At 49.7% G+C, this 20,120-nt stretch carries 15 protein-coding genes; 7 read left to right on the top strand and 8 right to left on the bottom strand.

Annotated features, from left to right (window positions below; all coding sequences use genetic code 11):
- Positions 1 to 14: 14 nt before the first annotated feature.
- The gene (locus D8682_RS19575; RefSeq protein WP_121814933.1) at positions 15 to 698 is read left to right on the top strand and encodes a DUF4875 domain-containing protein; all 684 of its coding nucleotides are present in this window, start codon (positions 15 to 17) and stop codon (positions 696 to 698) included.
- 389 nt (positions 699 to 1,087) lie between these two features.
- On the opposite strand, the gene D8682_RS19570 is transcribed toward D8682_RS19575, so the two are convergent.
- Entirely contained in the window at positions 1,088 to 3,763 is a 2,676-nt protein-coding gene (locus D8682_RS19570; RefSeq protein ID WP_121814932.1) for a tetratricopeptide repeat protein, read from the bottom strand.
- 753 nt (positions 3,764 to 4,516) lie between these two features.
- Here D8682_RS19570 and D8682_RS19565 point away from each other — a divergent pair.
- Positions 4,517 to 5,506 (top strand): tyrosine-type recombinase/integrase, encoded by a 990-nt coding sequence (locus D8682_RS19565; RefSeq protein ID WP_121814931.1) that lies wholly within the window; start codon positions 4,517 to 4,519, stop codon positions 5,504 to 5,506.
- 311 nt (positions 5,507 to 5,817) lie between these two features.
- Entirely contained in the window at positions 5,818 to 7,251 is a 1,434-nt protein-coding gene (locus D8682_RS19560; RefSeq protein WP_121814930.1) for a 6-phospho-beta-glucosidase, read from the top strand.
- Between the two features lie 43 nt (positions 7,252 to 7,294).
- Here D8682_RS19560 and D8682_RS19555 read toward each other — a convergent pair whose 3' ends face one another.
- Together D8682_RS19555 and D8682_RS19550 are read right to left on the bottom strand one after the other, a co-directional pair.
- The gene (locus D8682_RS19555; protein ID WP_064543647.1) at positions 7,295 to 8,761 is read right to left on the bottom strand and encodes an ATP-binding protein; all 1,467 of its coding nucleotides are present in this window, start codon (positions 8,759 to 8,761) and stop codon (positions 7,295 to 7,297) included.
- Positions 8,762 to 8,764: 3 nt separating this feature from the next.
- Entirely contained in the window at positions 8,765 to 9,475 is a 711-nt protein-coding gene (locus D8682_RS19550) for a response regulator transcription factor (RefSeq protein WP_074388527.1), read from the bottom strand.
- Positions 9,476 to 9,618: 143 nt separating this feature from the next.
- On the opposite strand from D8682_RS19550, the gene D8682_RS19545 reads away from it, so the two are divergent.
- From D8682_RS19545 to D8682_RS19530, 4 genes are all read left to right on the top strand, one after another.
- On the top strand, positions 9,619 to 10,230 hold the full coding sequence (locus D8682_RS19545; protein WP_121814929.1) for a cytochrome b/b6 domain-containing protein: 612 nt from the start codon (positions 9,619 to 9,621) through the stop codon (positions 10,228 to 10,230).
- Positions 10,231 to 10,239: 9 nt separating this feature from the next.
- A complete protein-coding gene (locus D8682_RS19540) occupies positions 10,240 to 11,028 on the top strand; it encodes a molybdopterin-dependent oxidoreductase (protein WP_064543642.1) in 789 nt (262 codons plus the stop codon).
- A gap of 35 nt (positions 11,029 to 11,063) precedes the next feature.
- Entirely contained in the window at positions 11,064 to 11,306 is a 243-nt protein-coding gene (locus D8682_RS19535; RefSeq protein ID WP_121814928.1) for a pentapeptide MXKDX repeat protein, read from the top strand.
- Positions 11,307 to 11,550: 244 nt separating this feature from the next.
- A complete protein-coding gene (locus D8682_RS19530) occupies positions 11,551 to 12,942 on the top strand; it encodes a cytochrome-c peroxidase (RefSeq protein WP_064543638.1) in 1,392 nt (463 codons plus the stop codon).
- Between the two features lie 52 nt (positions 12,943 to 12,994).
- Here the strand turns inward: D8682_RS19530 and D8682_RS19525 are convergent, their stop codons facing one another.
- The 5 genes from D8682_RS19525 to ubiI all read right to left on the bottom strand — a co-directional run bounded on the left by D8682_RS19525 (position 12,995) and on the right by ubiI (position 20,104).
- Positions 12,995 to 13,738, bottom strand: coding sequence for an SDR family oxidoreductase (locus D8682_RS19525; protein ID WP_121814927.1), 744 nt, complete (start codon positions 13,736 to 13,738; stop codon positions 12,995 to 12,997).
- Positions 13,739 to 13,929: 191 nt separating this feature from the next.
- Positions 13,930 to 16,803: an aminomethyl-transferring glycine dehydrogenase gene (gcvP, locus tag D8682_RS19520; protein ID WP_121814926.1), complete on the bottom strand. Its 2,874-nt coding sequence runs from the start codon at positions 16,801 to 16,803 to the stop codon at positions 13,930 to 13,932.
- Between the two features lie 129 nt (positions 16,804 to 16,932).
- Entirely contained in the window at positions 16,933 to 17,322 is a 390-nt protein-coding gene (gene gcvH, locus D8682_RS19515) for a glycine cleavage system protein GcvH (RefSeq protein WP_064543631.1), read from the bottom strand.
- Between the two features lie 23 nt (positions 17,323 to 17,345).
- Positions 17,346 to 18,443, bottom strand: a complete 1,098-nt coding sequence (gcvT, locus tag D8682_RS19510; RefSeq protein WP_064543775.1) for a glycine cleavage system aminomethyltransferase GcvT — start codon at positions 18,441 to 18,443, stop codon at positions 17,346 to 17,348.
- A gap of 458 nt (positions 18,444 to 18,901) precedes the next feature.
- On the bottom strand, positions 18,902 to 20,104 hold the full coding sequence (gene ubiI / locus D8682_RS19500; RefSeq protein WP_121814924.1) for an FAD-dependent 2-octaprenylphenol hydroxylase: 1,203 nt from the start codon (positions 20,102 to 20,104) through the stop codon (positions 18,902 to 18,904).
- Positions 20,105 to 20,120: the final 16 nt, after the last annotated feature.

The raw sequence follows: 20,120 nt of genomic DNA, 5'->3' as shown, positions 1-20,120 counted from the left end.
AGAGGGCTTCATAAATGGCGTTAACAACCTGCAGGGAATGCAATAGAAAGGTGTCTAAATCTGCCAAAGTTTGTCCGGGGTGTGGCGTTAAGCGCCTGGGTTTTAAGCGATGGCAGGCACTGATCGGGTTGGTTTTTTTATTTTTAATCGCAATATTCTTTACCACATGTTCTGGGGGGGCTGCATCTGCGGATGAATTTACCGTTCAGGGCGGTACGGCCAGGGATTATAAAATACTCGAAAGCGTAAGCTATGGCGTCGGCAAGAGGGGTGGGTCACGTATTCATATAGTTTCAGAGATGGCGAGTTCGCAGGCCGATAGAGCTGCAACCGCGCAAGCTGCTGCAAAGGCTTATCTCAAAGAACACCTGCTGCAACAGGTTACTGTGCACCTCGAGGTAAATGAATTTACTATTTATAAAGGGGCTCAGTTAGCAATTGCGACTTATACGCCTGATGGTTGCGGAAACAGTGGAAAAGATTGTGATGGTAAGGCATGGGAAATCAGTGCCAGTGAGCAGCAATTAACGCCTTTAGATGTGGCAATTATGAAAGAGTGGCATGCAAATAAGGATTCTTTCAAGCAACACGGGCTAGTGAACGAGGATAAGCTTGAATTATTTATATCCAAAAAGTTACGGGTTCCTCTCGAACAAGTGACGCTGCCTTATATTACTCGGGAAGAAATCACAAAATAGGTTCACTTCTATTTTTAGTGGGCTAAGATAAATTATTGCTGCGAATTACAGTTCCATCCGGACCACATAACACCCTGAAAACCCTCGCCCGCCGTGGGTTTTCTCATTTTGACGCTGGGATGTCATTTCCCCCAAGTTATTTTAAAAACTATCATCAAGCCTTATAATTCATAACGTTATCAGTTATAAGACTTTCTCAGTTGCGTAATGCTGCGTATTTGAGCCTGTAGCTTGATTTCATCGCCAATAATTTTGCTGGTGCTAAGCAAAGTGATTCAACGGAGAAAAATTAGGGCTGCAAGTGGCAGTGTAGTAAAACGGGCCGGCAGTCGCTCTAAGTTTCAATCGTAATACGAGCTTTCTCATAATACCGTGCAGACATGAGTGACTTACCACCTAAAGAGTTTTTTTAGCCATGATTTTGCCGGTACTGAGACCTTCGATTTGGCATGATCGACATACTCCTGAATTTCTTCAACCTGTAGATCCTGGAAACGTGCGATCAAACTGCGATATTGCACCGTCCCCAGTTCAGTTTTCCCCTGATCGTCGTAGGTCAGTGCAAGGTTGTGCATGGCCGCTGCAACCTGAACCTGTACACCTTCGAATTCTGAATCCTGAAAACGTGCAATCAGCGAGCACAGTTGTTCTGTTTCCTGCTCCGGCAGCCCCTGAGCATCATAGGAGTTTGCCAGGCTGAACATGGCCTGTGCAGCCTGAACCTGAACACCTTCGAGTTCTGAATCCACAAAGCGCTCAACCAGCGTGCGCAGTTGCTCTTTTTGCTGTTCCGGCAACTTCTGAGCACGATAGGTGCATGCCAGGTTGTACATAGCCTTTGCAACCTGAACCTGTACACCTCCGAACTCTGAATCTTGAAAACGTGCAATCAGCGAGCGCAGTTGTTTTTTTTCCTGTTCCGACAACTCCTGAGCATCATAGGTGCATGCCAGGTTGAGCATAGCCTTTGCAATCTCAACCTGAACACCTTCGACCGAGGAATCCTGGAAGCGCGCAATAAGCGTATGTAGTTGTTCTGTTTCCTGTTCCGGCAGCCCCTGAGCGTCATAGGTAAGTGCCAGGCTGAGCATAGCCTTTGCAACCTGAACCTGAACACCTTCGTACTCTGAATCCTCAAAGCGCTCAATCAGATTACGCAGTTGTTCTTTTTTCTGTTCCGGCAGCCCGTGAGCATCATAGGTGTATGCCAGGTTGTACATAGCCTGTGCGACCTCAACCTGAACACCTCCGACCGTGGAATCCTGGAAGCGCACAATAAGCGTACGTAGTTGTTCTGTTTTTCGCTCCGGCAGCCCCCAAGCATCATAGGTGCATGCCAGACTGTACATGGCCTTTGCAACCTCAATCTGAACACCTTCGACCGTGGAATCCCGGAAGCGCTCAATCAGCGTGAGCTGTTGCTCTGTTTTCTGCTCCAGCAGACCCTGGGCATCATAGGTAAGTGCCAGACTGTACATGGCCTTTGCAACCCGAACCTGAACACCTTCGACCGTGGAATCCTGGAAATGCCCAATAAGCGTACGTAGCTGTTCTTTTCCCTGTTCCGGCAGCCCCTGAGCGTCATAGGTAAGTGCCAGACTGTACATGGCCCTTGCAACCAGAATCTGAATCTCTCCGATCCATGAATCCTCAAATCGCTCAATCAGAGTACGCAGTTGTTCTATTTCCTGCACCGGCAACTCCTGAGCATCATAGGTGCATGCTAGGTTGTACATAGCGTTTGCAACACTAATCTGAATTTCTTCGTTCGGGAAATACTGGAAGCGCTCAATCAGCGTGCGCTGTTGTTCTGTATCCTGCTCCGTTAACCCCTGAGCGTCATAGGTGCATGCCAGCCTGTACATAGCCTTTGCAACCTCCACCTGAACAGCTTCGACCATTGAATCCTGAAAACGCCCGATGAGTGTGCGTAGCTGTTCTGTTTCCCGCGCCAGCAGTTCCTGAGCGTCATAGCTGAGTGCGAGGTTGTACATAGCCTGTGCAACCAGCACCTGAACGTCTCTGACTGCTGAATCCTGAAAACGCCCGATCAGTGTGCGCAGCTGTTCTGTTTCCCGCTCCGGTAACCCATGATCTTTATAGGTGATTGCCAAATGGAGCATGGCCTTCGCGACATCCCCCTGAACTTCCGCATCTGCTGAACCACTGAAACGTTGAATCAATGTCTGGTACTGCGCTATTTCTGGCTCAGGCATGCCCTGAAAATCGTACCAAAAGCTAAAATTAAGAAGAGCTGAGGTCACGCAACTTTGAATGACGGGGTCCGTTGAATCCTGAAAACGTTCGACAACAGCCTGGTACTGAGTCACTTTTTTATCGGGGAATTGTTGAAATTCAAGCCTGTTGGCTAAGTTGAACAGGGTCTTTGCAACCAGCCGCTGGAGGGTAACATCCGCCGAATCCTGGTGGTGTCTGAGCAAAGAGTGGTAATAAGCCATTTCCTGCTCTTCCTGATCCTGTATATAGCAGCAAAAGGCCATGGTAAACATGGCGTGTGCAACCAGCATCTGCACCGCTTTATCTGTTGAGTGTTCGAAACGCTCAATAAAATCCCGACGCTCTGTTATTTTTTGCTGGCCATAATCACTTCCGGCCATATTGCACACTGCTTTAGTGACCATAGCCTGTGCATCACGATCTGGTGACTTCTCAAAACGTTCAATCAATATTTGATATTGAGCATGCTCTTCCTCCTCTCGTCCCCGCTCATAATATGCAATAGCCAGACGGAACATGGCCTGGGCAACAAAACCCTGCATAACATCATCCGGCGAGTGCTCAAAGCGCGCTATCAATGCCTGATACTGAGCTATTTCCTGCTCAGGCTCACCTTTGGCATCGAACCATCTGGCAAGCTTAAGCAGGGTCTTCGCTATCAGGGGTTGAACAGCAGGCTCTTCTTGCGGGTTCAGGTGTGGGGCCAACTGAATATGTTGTACCAGGTGTGGCACCAGTTCGATATGTTGTAAAAGGCCTGCGTCATCCCGGATATTGATTTCAGACTCAATCAGTTCATGGGCTTGCTGTAATTCATTCGGGGTCATCTGGGGCGCCTGATAGCTAATGAAACGGAAAAGAAAAAACCATATCGACCGATCCTACAAAAGACATATAAAGAGAATGGTTTTTATTTTGTCTTAAATTAAATATCACCTCCGCATAACGTCGTTTTTTTGACCCGTTGCGGTGGCTGACAAAATGGACCTTATCGGGTACCGCATCATAACTTTTCGCAACACATTGCAGCTCCATCCGGACCACAAAACCCCACGGAAAGCAAACGATCCTTTTTTAATCAATTGGTTAGTAAAAACACCCGACAGACGCCGAGTCCTGTTTACTGTAATTCACTGAAATTCATTTCATTTTTTTCAGTGGATACCTGCCTCCCTGCGGCCCAGTGGCGGCGCGGGCTGGCGTGATCCTTTTCGGGATCTTTTTACTGAAAAATTTTTTATACGCGAACCGTGCAGGCGGGTGCGGTGTAGCGCCGTTTCCGTGGCGTGGGCATTCCGTACCGTGGGGCGTGTGCAGCCTGTGCGGGGTGTGGTGAGGCGAGTGGGTTTGACTGAGTGCGTGACGGTGGCAGCGTGTCTTGCTGGCGCTATCGCGCGCCTATGAGGTTAACCATCTACAAAATTTGCACAAGGTGGGGTTATGGGTCTGTCCGCAATGGGAAATCAGTTTTTTAATACATAAATCCTAATAAATTTAGTCTCTTACATTTATTCTTGTTTATGGAAATAATCTAATTCCGTGACTATTCTCTGCTTTGTCAATATGAAATAAGGGTGATCATGGGTGTTAAGGTAACTGAAGGCGGCTGGCTGGTTGATATTAGGCCGCGGGGGCGAAGCGGTCCGCGCGTTCGCCGTAAGTTTCCAACCAAAAGCGAGGCTCAGCAGTTCGAGCGTTGGACGATAGCCACCCAGAACAACAAAGAATGGCAGGCAAATTCACGTTCAGATCCCCACAGTCTGGAAGAACTTATAAATTTATGGTGGACCCATCACGGGCAGGGGCTCTCATCCGGTTCGATAATACACAATGAGCTGAATCGTATATGTGACGATATTCGGAATCCGCGCGCCGAGAATTTCGGCAAAAAACAGTTTTCGGATTACCGGGAAAAACGGCTTGAGGCGGGGATTAACCCAGCAACAATCAACCGCGAACAAGCGATATTGAGCGGCGTTTTTACCGTTCTCATAAAGCTGGGTATTTACACGAAAGAGCACCCGCTTGCCCTGGTTATGCGCGTAAAAAATCCACAAAAAGAAATGCACTACCTCGAAAATGAGGAAATCGACACGCTGCTCAGCTCGCTCAGCGGGGATAACCTCAAAATTGCACGGCTCTGCCTGTCCACTGGCGCCCGATGGGAGGAGGCTGCGTCACTTCCTCGCAGTTCGGTCACACGGTACAAAGTCACATTTAATCAAACTAAAAATGGGTTAAACAGGACGGTGCCCATTGGGATAGATGTGTATGTTGAGATAACGGACGACAATGATAAAAAATTACTGTTCCCTGCCGCTCATTACGGGCAGTTCAGAGCCCTGCTTAAGCGTCTTTTTGATTTACCTGATGGTCAGGCCACCCACGTTTTACGCCACACATTTGCAGCGCACTTTATGATGAATGGCGGCAATATATTAACCCTGCAAAAAATACTCGGGCATGCTTCAATAAATCAAACTATGGCTTACTCTCATTTAGCGCCTGATTATTTAAATGACGCTGTTTTATTAAATCCACTAAATAAAAAACACCCCCATGCCAAGTAGCAAAAATGTTATGGTTTTATTAAACACGGACATCCAGAAGATCCACATTTTGACCCAATCACTAAGCTTTGATAGGTTTTGATTAGCCTTAATAAGTATTCAAGTTATTGATAGTATTCGTAACCCATTATTTTTACGCCCCTACAAATAACAGCCTGTTTTATCTATGTAACAAATCACATTAACCGTGATTTGTTATATCGTGACAATTAATTCTCATTTGTTAGACTCCAGAATAGAACGTATTAATACACTGCCATTTTGTGATGTATCCCACATTATTTCTGGCACTGACAGTGAGATTAACAAATATGAAAAAATTGACCTTACCAAAAGACTTTTTATGGGGCGGTGCGGTTGCTGCACATCAGGTAGAAGGTGGCTGGAACAAAGAAGGTAAAGGCCCAAGTATTTGTGATGTGCTGACCGGTGGCGCACACGGCGTACCGCGTGAAATCACTCAAGAAATGGTGCCAGGCAAATATTATCCCAACCATGAAGCCATCGATTTCCACGGTCATTACAAAGAAGACATCGCACTGTTTGCTGAAATGGGCTTCAAATGTTTCCGCACCTCAATCGCCTGGACGCGCATTTTCCCGAAAGGCGATGAACTGCAACCCAATGAAGAAGGGCTGAAGTTCTACGACGACATGTTCGATGAGCTGCTGAAGTACAACATTGAGCCGGTCATCACCCTCTCCCACTTTGAAATGCCACATTATCTGGTCACCGAATACGGTGGCTGGACTAACCGTAAAGTCGTTGATTTCTTTGTTCGTTTTGCCGAAGTGGTGTTTGAACGCTACAAGAGCAAAGTGAAATACTGGATGACCTTTAACGAGATCAACAACCAGCGTAACTGGCGCGCACCGTTATTCGGCTACTGCTGTTCTGGCGTGGTTTACACCGAGCACGATAACCCTGAAGAAGTGATGTACCAGGTTCTGCACCACCAGTTTGTTGCCAGTGCTCTGGCGGTGAAGATTGGCCATCGCATTAATCCTGAAATGCAGATTGGCTGCATGCTGGCGATGGTGCCGCTGTATCCGTTCTCCTGCAAACCAGAAGATCAGATGTACGCGCAAGAATCCATGCGTGAGCGTTATGTCTTTACAGACGTGCAATTGCGTGGCTACTACCCATCTTATGTGTTGAACGAGTGGGAACGCCGCGAGTTCAACATCAAAATGGAAGCGGGCGACGAGCAAATCCTGCGTGAAGGCGTGTGTGATTACCTCGGTTTCAGCTATTACATGACCAACGCGGTGAAAGCTGACGGCGGCACCGGTGATGCATTATCTGGCTTCCAGGGCAGCGTGCCGAATCCGTTCGTGAAAGCGTCCGATTGGGGCTGGCAGATTGACCCTGTTGGCCTGCGCTACGCACTTTGCGAATTGTATGAGCGCTATCAGAAACCGCTGTTTATCGTTGAAAACGGCTTCGGTGCTTACGACAAAGTGGAAGAAGATGGCTCAATCAATGATGACTACCGCATTGATTACCTAAAAGCACACGTTGCCGAGATGATGAAAGCGGTCACTTACGATGGTGTGGATCTGATGGGTTACACCCCGTGGGGCTGCATCGATTGCGTTTCCTTCACCACCGGTCAATACAACAAACGCTACGGCTTTATCTATGTGAACAAACACGACGATGGCACCGGCGATATGTCTCGTTCGCGCAAGAAGAGCTTTAACTGGTACAAAGAAGTGATTGCCAGTAACGGTGAAAAACTCTGATTGATTTGCTCGCCTGAACGCCCCGTTTACGGGGCGTTTTTATTCAGGTCGGCAAAGCAAAGCGGAAGCACGCTCCGGTTTCCGGCCTTTCTACCAGCGCAATATCGCTGCCATGAAGCTGCAACATCTGGCGTACAATCATCAACCCTAAACCGCCGACTCTCACCTGCGACTGGTTCATAATCGAAGGCCGCACAAACAATCCTTCTTTCAGCTCATGCGGGATGCCCGGCCCACTGTCACTGATTTGTACCATCACTTTTTGCCCCTCTTTCCACAGGCGCACCGCAACTGTACCTTGCTCTGGGGTATGACGAATTGCGTTATCCAGCAGGTTAGTTAGCACCCGTTCAATCATCCCCAAATCCGCGTCAATTAATGGCAGCTCTGGCTGGATATCAGCCACTAACTTTAACTGCCGTGTTTGCGTCATCAGCTCGAATTTCTGGAAGACATCCTGCAATAACTCACTGAGGCAGAAGTGCTCTTTTTGCGGCTTCACCACGCCATACTCAAGACGAGCTAATTCAAACAGTGACTGTGCGAGGATGCGGACTTTCTGGCTCTGTGCTAACGCGGTTTCCAGATAACGTTGCTTTTCCGCTTCAGAAAGCGTCGATGACATCACCGATAAGCTTTCCAGATAACCGTGCATCGAGGTTAATGGTGTGCGCAAATCATGGGAAATATTGGCAATAAACTCACGACGCAGCTGGTCTTGTTGTGAAAGACGATGCCACTGATCTGAAATACGTCGGGCCATCATAATCACCCCCTGGCGCAACAGGCTGATTTCGTCATGGCCCGGAACTTTTTCCAGCGGCAGCTCGGCCATCGCCTTCATCTCGGTCATGCCGCCGGCTTCCAGTGCATTTACCTGGCAGGAAAGCGAACGTAACGGATGAGTAATCCAGCGAAATGCCAGCCAGCCAACGATAAGTCCCAGCAAGGCAACCAGACTTATCGAAAGCAAAACCACTTTTAATAACGTATTAAATTGCGCATCACTAGCCAGCACATTGTAATTTTCGCCCAACAAAATAATGTACAAATAGCCTTTCACTACCCCGTTCTGGTACATCGGTGCCACGCTGAACACTTTTTTGCCATCAACACTACGAGGATCGTCGCCGTAGATCGGATATTGTTTCTCGTTGAGTGCCGTCAAAATTGGTTGCAGATCTACACGATGGCGTTTGATGTGATTTGGTGGCGCAGCGTCGCCGATAATATCGCCTTTCTCATCCAGCAGATAAACTTCAACGCTTGGGTTTACCGTCATCAAATGATCAAACAAGCGGCGCACTGAATCATCATTCAGCCCGTCTTCCCCAAGCAGCGGGTAGCTCTGGTTGATATGCTCGGCAAGCGAGCCAGAAAGTTGCTGAACCACCGCCTGGCTGTACTGCGTGCTGGTGCGGATTTGCAGCCACCCCAGTAAAGAGCAAGAGGTGATGAGTAGCAGGGCAAAGACCAGAGTCAGGCGCTGTGAAAGAGAGAGTTTTCGCATGGTTTACTCGTTGCGCAGTGCGATGAATTTATACCCTTTTCCCCACACCGTAAGAATGAATTCAGGCTCTGCGGGGTTATCTTCAATCTTGATACGTAAACGGTTGATATGGGTGTTAACTGTGTGTTCATAGCCTTCGTGTTGATAGCCCCAAACCTGGTTAAGCAGATTCAACCGTGAGAAAACTTTGCCGGGATGTTTGGCAAAAAACCACAGCAGATCGAACTCACGCGGTGTCAGCTCAACAGGTTGTTGTCTGAGGCGCACATCGCGAGCCAGGGGATCAATAGTTAGCCGATCGAAAGTCAGCGTTCCGGCATCCTGCATCAGGTTCTGACTCATCGCTTCCTGGCGGCGGAACAGCGCTTTAACTCGCGCCACGAGTTCCAGCATTGAAAAAGGTTTTGCCAGATAGTCATCCGCGCCAAGCTCCAGCCCCAATACGCGATGCGTTTCGCTTGAGCGAGCGCTGATCATGACGATCGGCGTGTAACGCGTCATGGTTCGCGCATGGCGGCAGATTTCCAGCCCATCAACGCCCGGCAACATAAGATCCAATATCAGCGCATCCCAACCACCCTGTTTGAGCAATTCCAGCCCGAGGGTGCCATCTGCTGCATGCACAATTTCATAGCCTTCTTCCCGCAGGTGCAGTTGCAGAAGTTCAGCAATATTTTCGTCATCCTCAACGATTAATAATTTTTTGGTTTTCATCACTTCTGCCTTATATCCGCTGTTGATAGCAAGTCTATACAACATTCACCCATCGAGTTATCACATTTAATTTAACTTTTCGTGAGGTTTTGGAGAACAGATTTCAGCCACAATCATTTCAACGCAATAACCGGAATTACACGATGGAAAGGCCAATATTTCAGGTTAAACCCGCCCTAGTTCATCCGCTGTGGCTGAGGATTTGCCACTGGTTGAATGCCCTTGCCATGCTGATTATGGTGACAAGTGGATGGCGGATATATAACGCTTCACCGTTGTTTAATTTTACCTTTCCAGCTGAATTAACGCTCGGTGGCTGGCTAGGCGGTGCCTTGCAGTGGCATTTCGCAGGCATGTGGCTATTTGGTATTAATGGCGTGATTTACCTGCTGATTAATATTTTCAGCGGCCGCCTGAAACACAAATTTTGGCCTCTGTCGCCGCGTGCATTAGCCAATGATTTTATTGCCGCACTACGGGGAAAACTGGCTCATGAGGATCTCAGCCACTACAACACTGTGCAGAAACTGGCGTATCTGTTTGTGATGATCGACGGGATCATTCTGGTGAGTTCAGGTCTGGTGGTGTGGAAATCAGTACAGTTTCCGTTATTGCGGGAATTACTCGGCGGTTATGACAATGCACGTTTTATTCATTTTTATGCCATGTCCGCAATGGTGGGGTTTGTCGTCATCCATCTGATTATGGTGGCGCTGGTTCCACGAACTTTACTCGCGATGTTGCGTGGCCGATAGGGAAAAATAATGAGCAAAAATAATAAGATTTTTTCTGATTCTGACAAGGCCGCAATTATTCAGGATGCGACACAGCAAATTAATAAACAGTTATCGTCTGAAGGCCGTCGTCGTTTTTTGAAGCAAGGTTTAACCCTCGGTGGTTTAATGATGCTGACCGGCTGCGATATTAGCAGTAATGAATCAGTCGAAAATAGCTTAAGCCGTATTTCACGATTCAATGACCGCGTACAAGGCTGGTTATTTAACGCCAATGATTTGGCACCGGTTTATCCCGAAAGCATGATGACGCGTCCATTCCCTTTTAATGCTTTTTACAGCGAAGACGAAGCGCCGAACATTAACGGCGACGATTATCGCCTGGAGGTTGCGGGACTAGTGGCAGATAAGCGCCCGTGGACGCTGGCACAGCTGCACCAGATGGCACAGGTTAGCCAGGTCACACGCCATATCTGTGTTGAAGGCTGGAGTGCGATTGGTAAATGGGGCGGCGTACCGTTTTCTTTATTCCTTAAAGGAATTGGCGCTGATTTAAATGCCCGTTATGTCAGTTTTAAATGTGCTGATGATTATTACACCAGCATTGATATGGCAACCGCATTACATCCACAAACCATTATTGCTCTGACTTACGATGGTGAAATATTGCCGCGTAAGTATGGTTTCCCGATGAAATTAAGAATGCCCACCAAGTTGGGTTACAAAAACCCCAAACATATTCAAGTTATAGAAGTCACCAACCGCTATCCCGGTGGTTATTGGGAAGACCAGGGTTATAACTGGTTTGGCGGAAGTTAATCAATGTAGTTAATGAAACGTAAAGGAAAGACAAAATGAAAAAACTCTACACTGCTCTGATGTGCTCAGCATTATTCTTTGGCGTAGCTGGCGCTAATGCTGCGGATAATATGTCTAAAGATTCTATGTCTAAAGATAATATGGCAATGTCTCACGACTGCGGCAAAGATGGCATGAAGAAAGATTGCATGGCTAAAGATGGTATGAAGAAAGATTCCATGTCTAAGGATCATATGTCTAAAGACTCTATGTCTAAAGACGAGATGGGTAAAAAGTAATTCTCACACCAACATCAGGATAATGGCAGTTGTCTGAATTTTCAGGCAACTGCCATTTTGACTTTCTAATTGATCAATCTTAGGGGAAAACACTCAGCTTATTTTCGCTCATCGGCGAATCCTATTTAAACAATAGCTCTTGCCAATTATATAGATTGATAATCCTCAAGGAGTCAGATCCTTTTCTTTCACATGATGGGAAACGCATAAAAAGCGTATGACAACCTATGGAAAGGACAACCAGATGAAAAAAATAATAACACTATCCGGGATAGCCATTGCGGGTGTAGTCGTCGGCTATTTTAGCCTGGTGGCTTATGTTTATCACCATGATAATCAAAGAACTGCAGCATTCCCTCCGCAAACCAATCCTTCACCACATAATGTAAAAGTCCTGAATATATTGCAGGAAAAAGGTTGTGACTATTGCCACACGCCTTCGACCAAATTGCCCTTTTATGCTTCATTCCCTGTGGCAAAACAGCTTATGGAGTACGATATTCAACTCGGTTACAAATCGTTTAATCTGACCCAGGTTCGTGAAAGCCTGCTTGATAATAAAGCAGCGCCGCAAAGTGATATCACTAAAATTGAGTGGGTGATGGGACATCAGACCATGCCTCCGACCCGTTATAATGCTCTGCATTGGGCTGGTGTGATGAATCAAGAGGAACGTAACGTTTTACTTGATTGGGTGAAACAGCAGCGGCTGAATTATTACACTACGTCGGATATGGCAGATAATCGCCGTAATGAACCGGTGCAACCTATCCCCAAATCTTTGCCAGTCGATGCTCAAAAGGTCGCACTGGGAATGCGCCTTTACCATGACCCACGACTCTCTGGCGACAACTCCATCTCCTGTGCACATTGTCATCAGCTTGGTGCAGGTGGTGTGGACGGACGTAAAACATCCAGAGGTGTTGGCGGTGAAATTGGCCCGATTAATGCTCCTACCGTCTATAACTCGATATTCAATATCGAACAATTCTGGGATGGACGTGCCGCCGATCTTCAGGCTCAGGCGGGTGGACCTCCGCTTAACCCTATCGAAATGGCTTCGAAATCCTGGGATGAAATTACCGACAAGCTAAATAAAGACCCGATCCTGACACGCGACTTCACCGCCGTGTATCCACAAGGGTTCTCGGGAACGTCCATAACGGATGCGATTGCCGAGTTTGAGAAGACCCTTATTACGCCGGACTCGCCATTTGATAATTATCTGCGCGGGGATGACAACGCAATCACATCGCAACAGAAACGCGGTTATCAGCTATTTAAAGACAATAAATGTGCCACCTGCCATAGCGGGAAAATACTTGGCGGGCGTTCGTTTGAGCCGCTTGGACTGAAGAAAGACTTTGGTTTTGGTGAGGTCACTGCCGCAGATATCGGGCGCATGAATGTCACTAACGATGTGCGCGACCGTCTGCGCCAAAAAGTCCCGACGTTACGTAACGTCGCCCTGACTGCGCCTTACTTCCACCGCGGAGATGTCGAAACGATGGATGAAGCAGTGAAGCTGATGCTGAAATATCAGGTAGGAACTAGCTTACCGCAAAGCGATGTCGACGACATTGTGGCTTTTCTGAATACGCTAAACGGTGTCTACACGCCTTATCCGGTTAACTAAAACCGTTTGCAGGAAAAGGCAGTTCACCTGAAGTTTCAGGCAACTGCCTTTTTTATTTACCGCCGGCTAAATCGAGGAAACTGCCTGTCACATAGGAGGCTTTATCACTAAGCAGCCAGACGATGGCCTGAGCGACTTCTTCTGGCTGGCCGCCACGTTTCATCGGTAAGAGATCTTTTACCCGATCAACTCGCCCGGCTTCGCCACCCGAAGCATGCATTTCGGTATAAATAAAACCAGGACGCACGCAATTGACACGAATCCCCTGCGCCGCAACTTCCACAGAAAGCCCAGTGGTTAAGGTGTCTACCGCGCCTTTTGACGCCGCATAATCAACATATTCACCAGGTGCGCCCAGACGTGATGCTGCCGACGAGACATTAACTATCGCCCCGCCATTTCCACCATGGCGAATTGCCATGCGTTTGACGGCTTCGCGGCAACAAAGAAAATAACCAGTGACGTTAGTCGCTAACACGCAGTTAATGCGTTCAGCAGTGAGTTCTTCGATGGTGGATTGTTGGAACAGAATGCCCGCGTTGTTGACCAGCGCGGTCACGGGGCCGAAGGCGTTGTCGATTTCCACAAACATTGCCATGACTTGCAGTTCATCGGAGATATCCGCTTTGATAGCAATCGCTTCGCCGCCCGCCGCGTGAATAGTTGAAATCACTTCATCGGCTGCTTGTTTATTACGCTGGTAGTTTACGACGACTTTGTAGCCAGATTGCGCCAGCAGGATGGCGGTGGCTTTACCGATACCACGGCTTGCGCCGGTGACTAATGCGACGGCCATTTTACCTCCAACGTTGTAGCGCCCTCACCCCGCCCCTCTCCCCCAGGAGAGGGAGAAAACCGAACAGATCCCCTCTCCATCAAGGAGAGGGAGAAAACCGAACGGGTCCCCTCTCCATCAGGGAGAGGGAGAAAACCGAACGGGTCCCCTCTCCATCAGGGAGAGGGTTAGGGTGAGGGTGGTGTTAAAACTTACTGATATTCGCTCATCGGCACGCAAGAGCAGAACAGATTGCGGTCACCGAACACATCGTCCAGGCGTTTCACGGTCGGCCAGTATTTGTTGCCATGGCCTGTCGGGAACACTGCCAGTTCGCGGGTGTACGGGTGCGTCCAGTCAGCAACGATTTCGTCCTGAGTGTGCGGTGCGTTAACCAGTGGGTTATCTTCCAGCGGCCATTCACCACGCGCAACGCGGTCGATTTCGGTGCGAATAGTCAGCATCGCGTCGATAAAGCGATCCAGCTCCAGTTTGCTTTCAGATTCCGTTGGCTCAACCATCAGCGTACCCGCTACCGGGAACGACATCGTTGGCGCGTGGAAACCGAAGTCAATCAGGCGCTTAGCAATATCCAGCTCGCTGATGCCGGTTTCTTCTTTCAATGGACGAATGTCGAGAATACATTCATGCGCCACATGCCCACTGCGCCCGGTATAGAGAATCGGGAAAGCAGATTTCAGGCGAGTCGCAATATAGTTGGCATTCAGGATTGCCACCTGGCTTGCCTTCTTCAGACCCTGCGCGCCCATCATGCGGATGTACATCCAGCTGATTGGCAGAATGGATGCGCTACCAAATGGTGCTGCGGAAACCGCGCCCTGCTGAGTCAGCATCTCTTCAATCTGCACCACGCTATGGCCTGGTACAAACGGTGCCAGGTGCGCTTTCACGCCGATTGGCCCCATACCTGGGCCGCCACCGCCGTGTGGAATGCAGAAGGTTTTGTGCAGGTTAAGGTGCGAAACATCAGCGCCGATGTAACCCGGAGAAGTGATCCCCACCTGTGCGTTCATGTTCGCGCCATCCAGATAAACCTGGCCGCCGAACTGATGCACGATCTGACACACTTCACGGATCGTTTCTTCGTACACGCCGTGGGTTGACGGGTAAGTCACCATGATACAAGACAGCGCATCGCCAGCCTGTTCGGCTTTCAGACGCAGATCGTGAAGATCGATATTGCCTTGTTTATCACACGCCACCACGACCACTTCCATGCCAGCCATTTGCGCTGACGCCGGGTTGGTGCCGTGAGCAGAACTTGGGATCAAGCACAGATTACGGCTGCCTTCGTTACGGCTTTCGTGATAACGACGAATCGCCAGCAGGCCCGCATATTCGCCCTGAGCACCGGAGTTTGGCTGCATACACAGCGCATCGTAACCGGTGAGTTTCACCAGCCAGTCAGACAGCTGGGAAATCATCTGATGGTAACCTTCCGCCTGGTTTGCCGGGCAGAACGGGTGCAGTTCGGCAAATTCCGGCCAGGTGATTGGGATCATTTCAGCGGCCGCGTTCAGCTTCATGGTGCAAGAGCCGAGTGGGATCATCGCCTGGTTGAGCGCCAGATCTTTGCGCTCAAGCGAGTGCATATAACGCATCATTTCGGTTTCGCTGTGGTAGCGATTGAACACCGGATGCGTCAGGAATTCGTCATTACGCACCATAGCTGCCGGTATAGACAGGCTGTCACCCGCAACGTTTTGATCTAATTTGTCGATGTCCAGACCGTGGTTATCGCCCAGCAACACCGTGAACAGCGCCTGCACATCTTCGCGGGTAGTCGCTTCATCCAGCGTGATGCCAACCGCGTTCAGAATATCGCTACGCAGGTTGATTTCATTGGCTTCGGCGCGTGCCAACACAGCGGCTTTATCGCTGACTTCAACACACAGAGTGTCGAACCAATGTTTGTGACGCAGCACCAGACCTTTTTGTTGCAGGCCAGCCGCCAGAATATCGGTCAGACGGTGGATACGCCCGGCAATACGTTTCAGGCCAGCCGGGCCATGGAACACCGCATACAGACTGGCGATGTTTGCCAGCAGAACCTGGGAAGTACAAATATTGGAGTTGGCTTTTTCGCGGCGGATATGTTGCTCGCGAGTTTGCATCGCCATGCGCAGCGCAGTCCGGCCCGCAGCATCGCGGGAAACACCGATAATACGGCCTGGCATAGAACGTTTGAATTCATCACGGGCTGCGAAGAATGCAGCATGCGGGCCACCGTAACCCATTGGCACGCCAAAACGCTGTGCGGAACCAAATACGATGTCAGCACCTTGTTTACCAGGTGCAGTCAGCAGAACCAGTGTCATAAAGTCAGCGGCAACACTCACGATGACTTTACGCTGTTTCAGCTCAACAATCAGAGCGCGGTAGTCATGGACTTCACCGGTGGTACCCACTTGTTGCAGCAGCACGCCAAACACGTCCTGATGATCGAGCACTTTCGCCGCGTCATCAACGATGACGTCGAAGCCGAAGGTTTCAGCACGGGTGCGTACTACGTCCAGCGTCTGTGGATGTACGTCGGCGGCAACAAAGAAGCGGTTGGCGTTCTTCAGTTTGCTGACGCGTTTAGCCATCGCCATCGCTTCTGCGGCAGCGGTTGCTTCGTCCAGCAAAGAAGCCGAGGCGATATCAAGACCGGTTAAATCCAGAGTCACTTGCTGGAAGTTAAGCAGAGCTTCAAGACGGCCTTGTGAAACTTCAGGCTGGTACGGGGTGTACGCGGTATACCAGCCTGGGTTTTCGAGCATGTTACGCAAGATGACAGGTGGCGTTTGCACCGCTGTGTAACCCATGCCGATATAGGTTTTAAAACACTTGTTACGTCCGGCAATGGTCTTTAATTCAGCCAGGGCCGCGAATTCCGTAGCAGCCTCACCCACCTGCGGTGGCTCAGCAAGCTGGATATCAGCAGGAACGATTGAAGCAATCAGCTCGTTAAGCGAACGAGCACCTACTGTTTCCAGCATTTCATGTTGCTGTTGTGCGTTCGGTCCAATGTGACGGTCGATAAACGCTTCGTGATTTTCAAGCTGACGTAAAGACTGGGTCATGAGCGGTGATTCCTGATGTGTGTTTCCCCCTTCTCCCTCAGGGAGAGGGCCGGGGTGAGGGTTGATGTGCTGATATTCCCCTCACCCTAACCCTCTCCCCAAAGGGGCGAGGGGATGAGTCGGTGTCGATTACTCGTCTTCTAACAGCGCTTCGTACGCCGTTGCATCCAGCAATTCGTCCAGTTCGGATTCGTCGCTAGCTTTGATTTTGAAGATCCAACCGCCAGTGTATGGCTCGCTGTTGATAAGCTCTGGCGTATCGCTCAGCTCGTTGTTCACAGCGATGATTTCACCGCTGATAGGTGCGTAAATGTCAGAGGCCGCTTTTACAGATTCAGCCACGGCGCAATCATCGCCAGTGCTGACCGTGGAGCCAACGTCTGGCAGGTCGACAAACACCATATCGCCCAGCAGCTCTTGCGCGTGTTCGGTGATACCTACGGTGTAAGACCCATCAGCTTCTTTACGCAGCCATTCGTGTTCTTTGCTGTATTTCAATTCGTTCGGCACATTGCTCATTGTTTTTCTCCTGATTTCGAAATTCACTGCGCGACAGCTTTACCGCCGCGAACAAAAATAGGTTTAGTCACTTTCACCGGCATTTCTCGGTTACGGATTTGCACAATGGCTGTTTCGCCAATGCCCGCAGGAACGCGTGCCAGAGCAATGCTGTAGCCCAACGTTGGTGAGAATGTCCCGCTGGTGATTACGCCTTCATGAATGTTGCCTGATTCATCCGTAAAGCGAACAGGCAGCTCATTACGTAATACGCCTTTTTCGGTCATGATCAAGCCAACGAGCTGGTCGGTGCCTTTCTCGCGCTGGAGTTCCAGTGCTTCACGGCCAATGAAATCGCGGTCTTCTGGCTGCCAGGCGATGGTCCAGCCCATATTGGCGGCCAGCGGAGAAACGCTTTCATCCATTTCCTGGCTGTAGAGGTTCATGCCGGATTCCAGACGTAGTGTGTCACGCGCGCCCAGTCCGCAAGGCTTCACGCCAACCTCAACGAGTTGCGCCCAAAATTCGGCCGCTTTCTCATTTGGCATAGCAATTTCGTAACCCGCTTCGCCGGTATAACCGGTGGTCGCAACAAACAGGTCACCCGCCTGAACACCGAAGAAGGGTTTCATGCCTGCCACTGCTTTACGCTGTTCTTCGGTAAACAGCTGCGCAGCTTTGGCCTGAGCGTTTGGCCCCTGAACGGCAATCAGCGCCAGGTCATCACGCACGGTGACAGAAACGCTGAACGGTTCGGCGTGTTGATTAATCCAGGCCAGGTCTTTTTCACGCGTGGCGGAATTCACCACCAGGCGGAAATAATCTTCGCTCTGGAAATAGATAATCAGGTCATCGATGACACCGCCGGAGGCGTTGAGCATGGCGGTGTAGAGGGCTTTACCCGGCTGGGTCAGTTTGGCAACGTCGTTTGCCACTAAGTAACGGAGGAATTCGCGGGTACGGCTGCCTTTAAGATCAACAATGGTCATGTGTGAAACATCAAACATACCGGCATCGTTGCGCACTGCGTGGTGCTCATCAATCTGCGACCCATAGTGCAATGGCATCATCCAGCCATGGAAATCCACCATACGTGCACCGCAGAGATTGTGCTGTTCAAACAAAGGGGTCTTTTGAGTCATTTTTTCCTCTTTAACCATCTGGTTGAAAAGCGCTGTTCGCTTTTCTTTTCGTCAGACGAAACCCAGCATCACCATCGATCCCGAGGGCGACGCAAACGTTACCTTTTGTCTGAACTTACCACTGAATGGGGGAGTAAACCATAAGGCACAAACCGTCATTGCATTAGCTTATGACCAAAACCAGGGAGGCATGATGCAGAGTATTCGACTGCAAAAATGCGAGACGCTGCGCATAATTAAGAAGTGTTTAAGTCAAAATTTAGTGTTAGCTAACATTTACGACCATTTCAGAAACAATTTCACTACAACGCTAAAAACGTGGGATGAGAAAAAGTAATCCGAGATAAGGGGTGAGATTAGAATTTTTCAAATGAGGGAAGGTGATCTCAGTCACACTGGATGCGCTAAGTCATGCGAGTTACAGCGCTGCGGCTGCAACTCGCAAGTATGAGGAGTGTTTAACGAAGCCAGCTCGGTAAATCGTGTAGCCCCATCGCCTGACGGACAAGCTTTGATTTCACACCAGGAAGGGTATCAGCCAGTTTCAGGCCAATATCACGCAGCAGTTTCTTCGCCGGATTTTGACCGGCAAATAGGTCACGGAAACCCTGCATGCTGGCAAGCATCATCGCCGCACTGTGCTTGCGGCTGCGCTCGTAACGCCGTAGATATAAATACTGGCCGATGTCTTTACCCTGGCGGTGCAAACGACGCACTTCATCAATCAGTTCAGCGGCATCCATAAACCCAAGGTTCACACCCTGTCCGGCTAACGGATGGATGGTGTGTGCGGCGTCGCCCACCAGCGCCAGACGGTGCGCGGCAAAATTACGCGCGTAGCGGCCAGTCAACGGGAACACCTGGCGTTCACTTTCAACGTGACACAATCCAAGGCGCATATCGAATGCCACCGACAGCGCCTGGTTAAATTCTTCAGCACTCGCCTGTTGCAGACGTTCCGCTTCCAGCGGTGACAACGACCAGACAATCGAACATAAATGTGGGTCGCTTAACGGCAGGAAAGCCAGAATGCCCTCGCCGTGAAATATCTGGCGAGCCACCGCTTGATGGGGTTCAGTAGTGCGAATGGTCGCCACCAGTGCATGATGGCGATAATCCCAAAACGTCAGTGGAATATCCGCCTGGTTACGCAGCCAGGAGTTTGCGCCATCAGCACCAACCACTAAGCGTGCAGTCAGCATCGCACCGTCTTTAAGGGTAATAAACGCTTCGTTTTCACCCCATGCGACTTGCTGCAATTCGGCAGGCGCCATCAGGGTGACATCGCTGCATTGTTCCGCGCGCTGCCATAAAGCATGATGGATAACGGCGTTTTCGACGATGTGACCAAGGTGACTGAAGCCAAAGGTTTTATCGTCAAAAGCGATATGCCCAAAGCTGTCTTGATCCCACACTTCCATGCCGTGATAACAACTGGCACGCTGGGCGATAATTTTCGGCCACGCGCCAAGGTGAGTCAGCAACTTTTCGCTGGCGGCATTGATGGCCGAGACACGTAAAGCCGGGGCAGATTCAGGTGCTTGCGGCTGTGGAAGATGGTTCTCCAGCACCGCAACACGTAAACCGCTGCCTTGCAGGCCGCAGGCAACCGCCAGACCCACCATGCCACCACCAACAATCGCCACATCAACGCTTTGCAAATTACTCTCCTTTAAC

Origin of the sequence: Buttiauxella sp. 3AFRM03, assembly GCF_003675305.1 — a bacterium.
GTDB classification, from domain to species: domain Bacteria; phylum Pseudomonadota; class Gammaproteobacteria; order Enterobacterales; family Enterobacteriaceae; genus Buttiauxella; species Buttiauxella ferragutiae.
The sequence above is the reverse complement of the archived record's forward strand: the minus strand, read 5'-3'. Positions and strand labels throughout refer to the sequence as shown.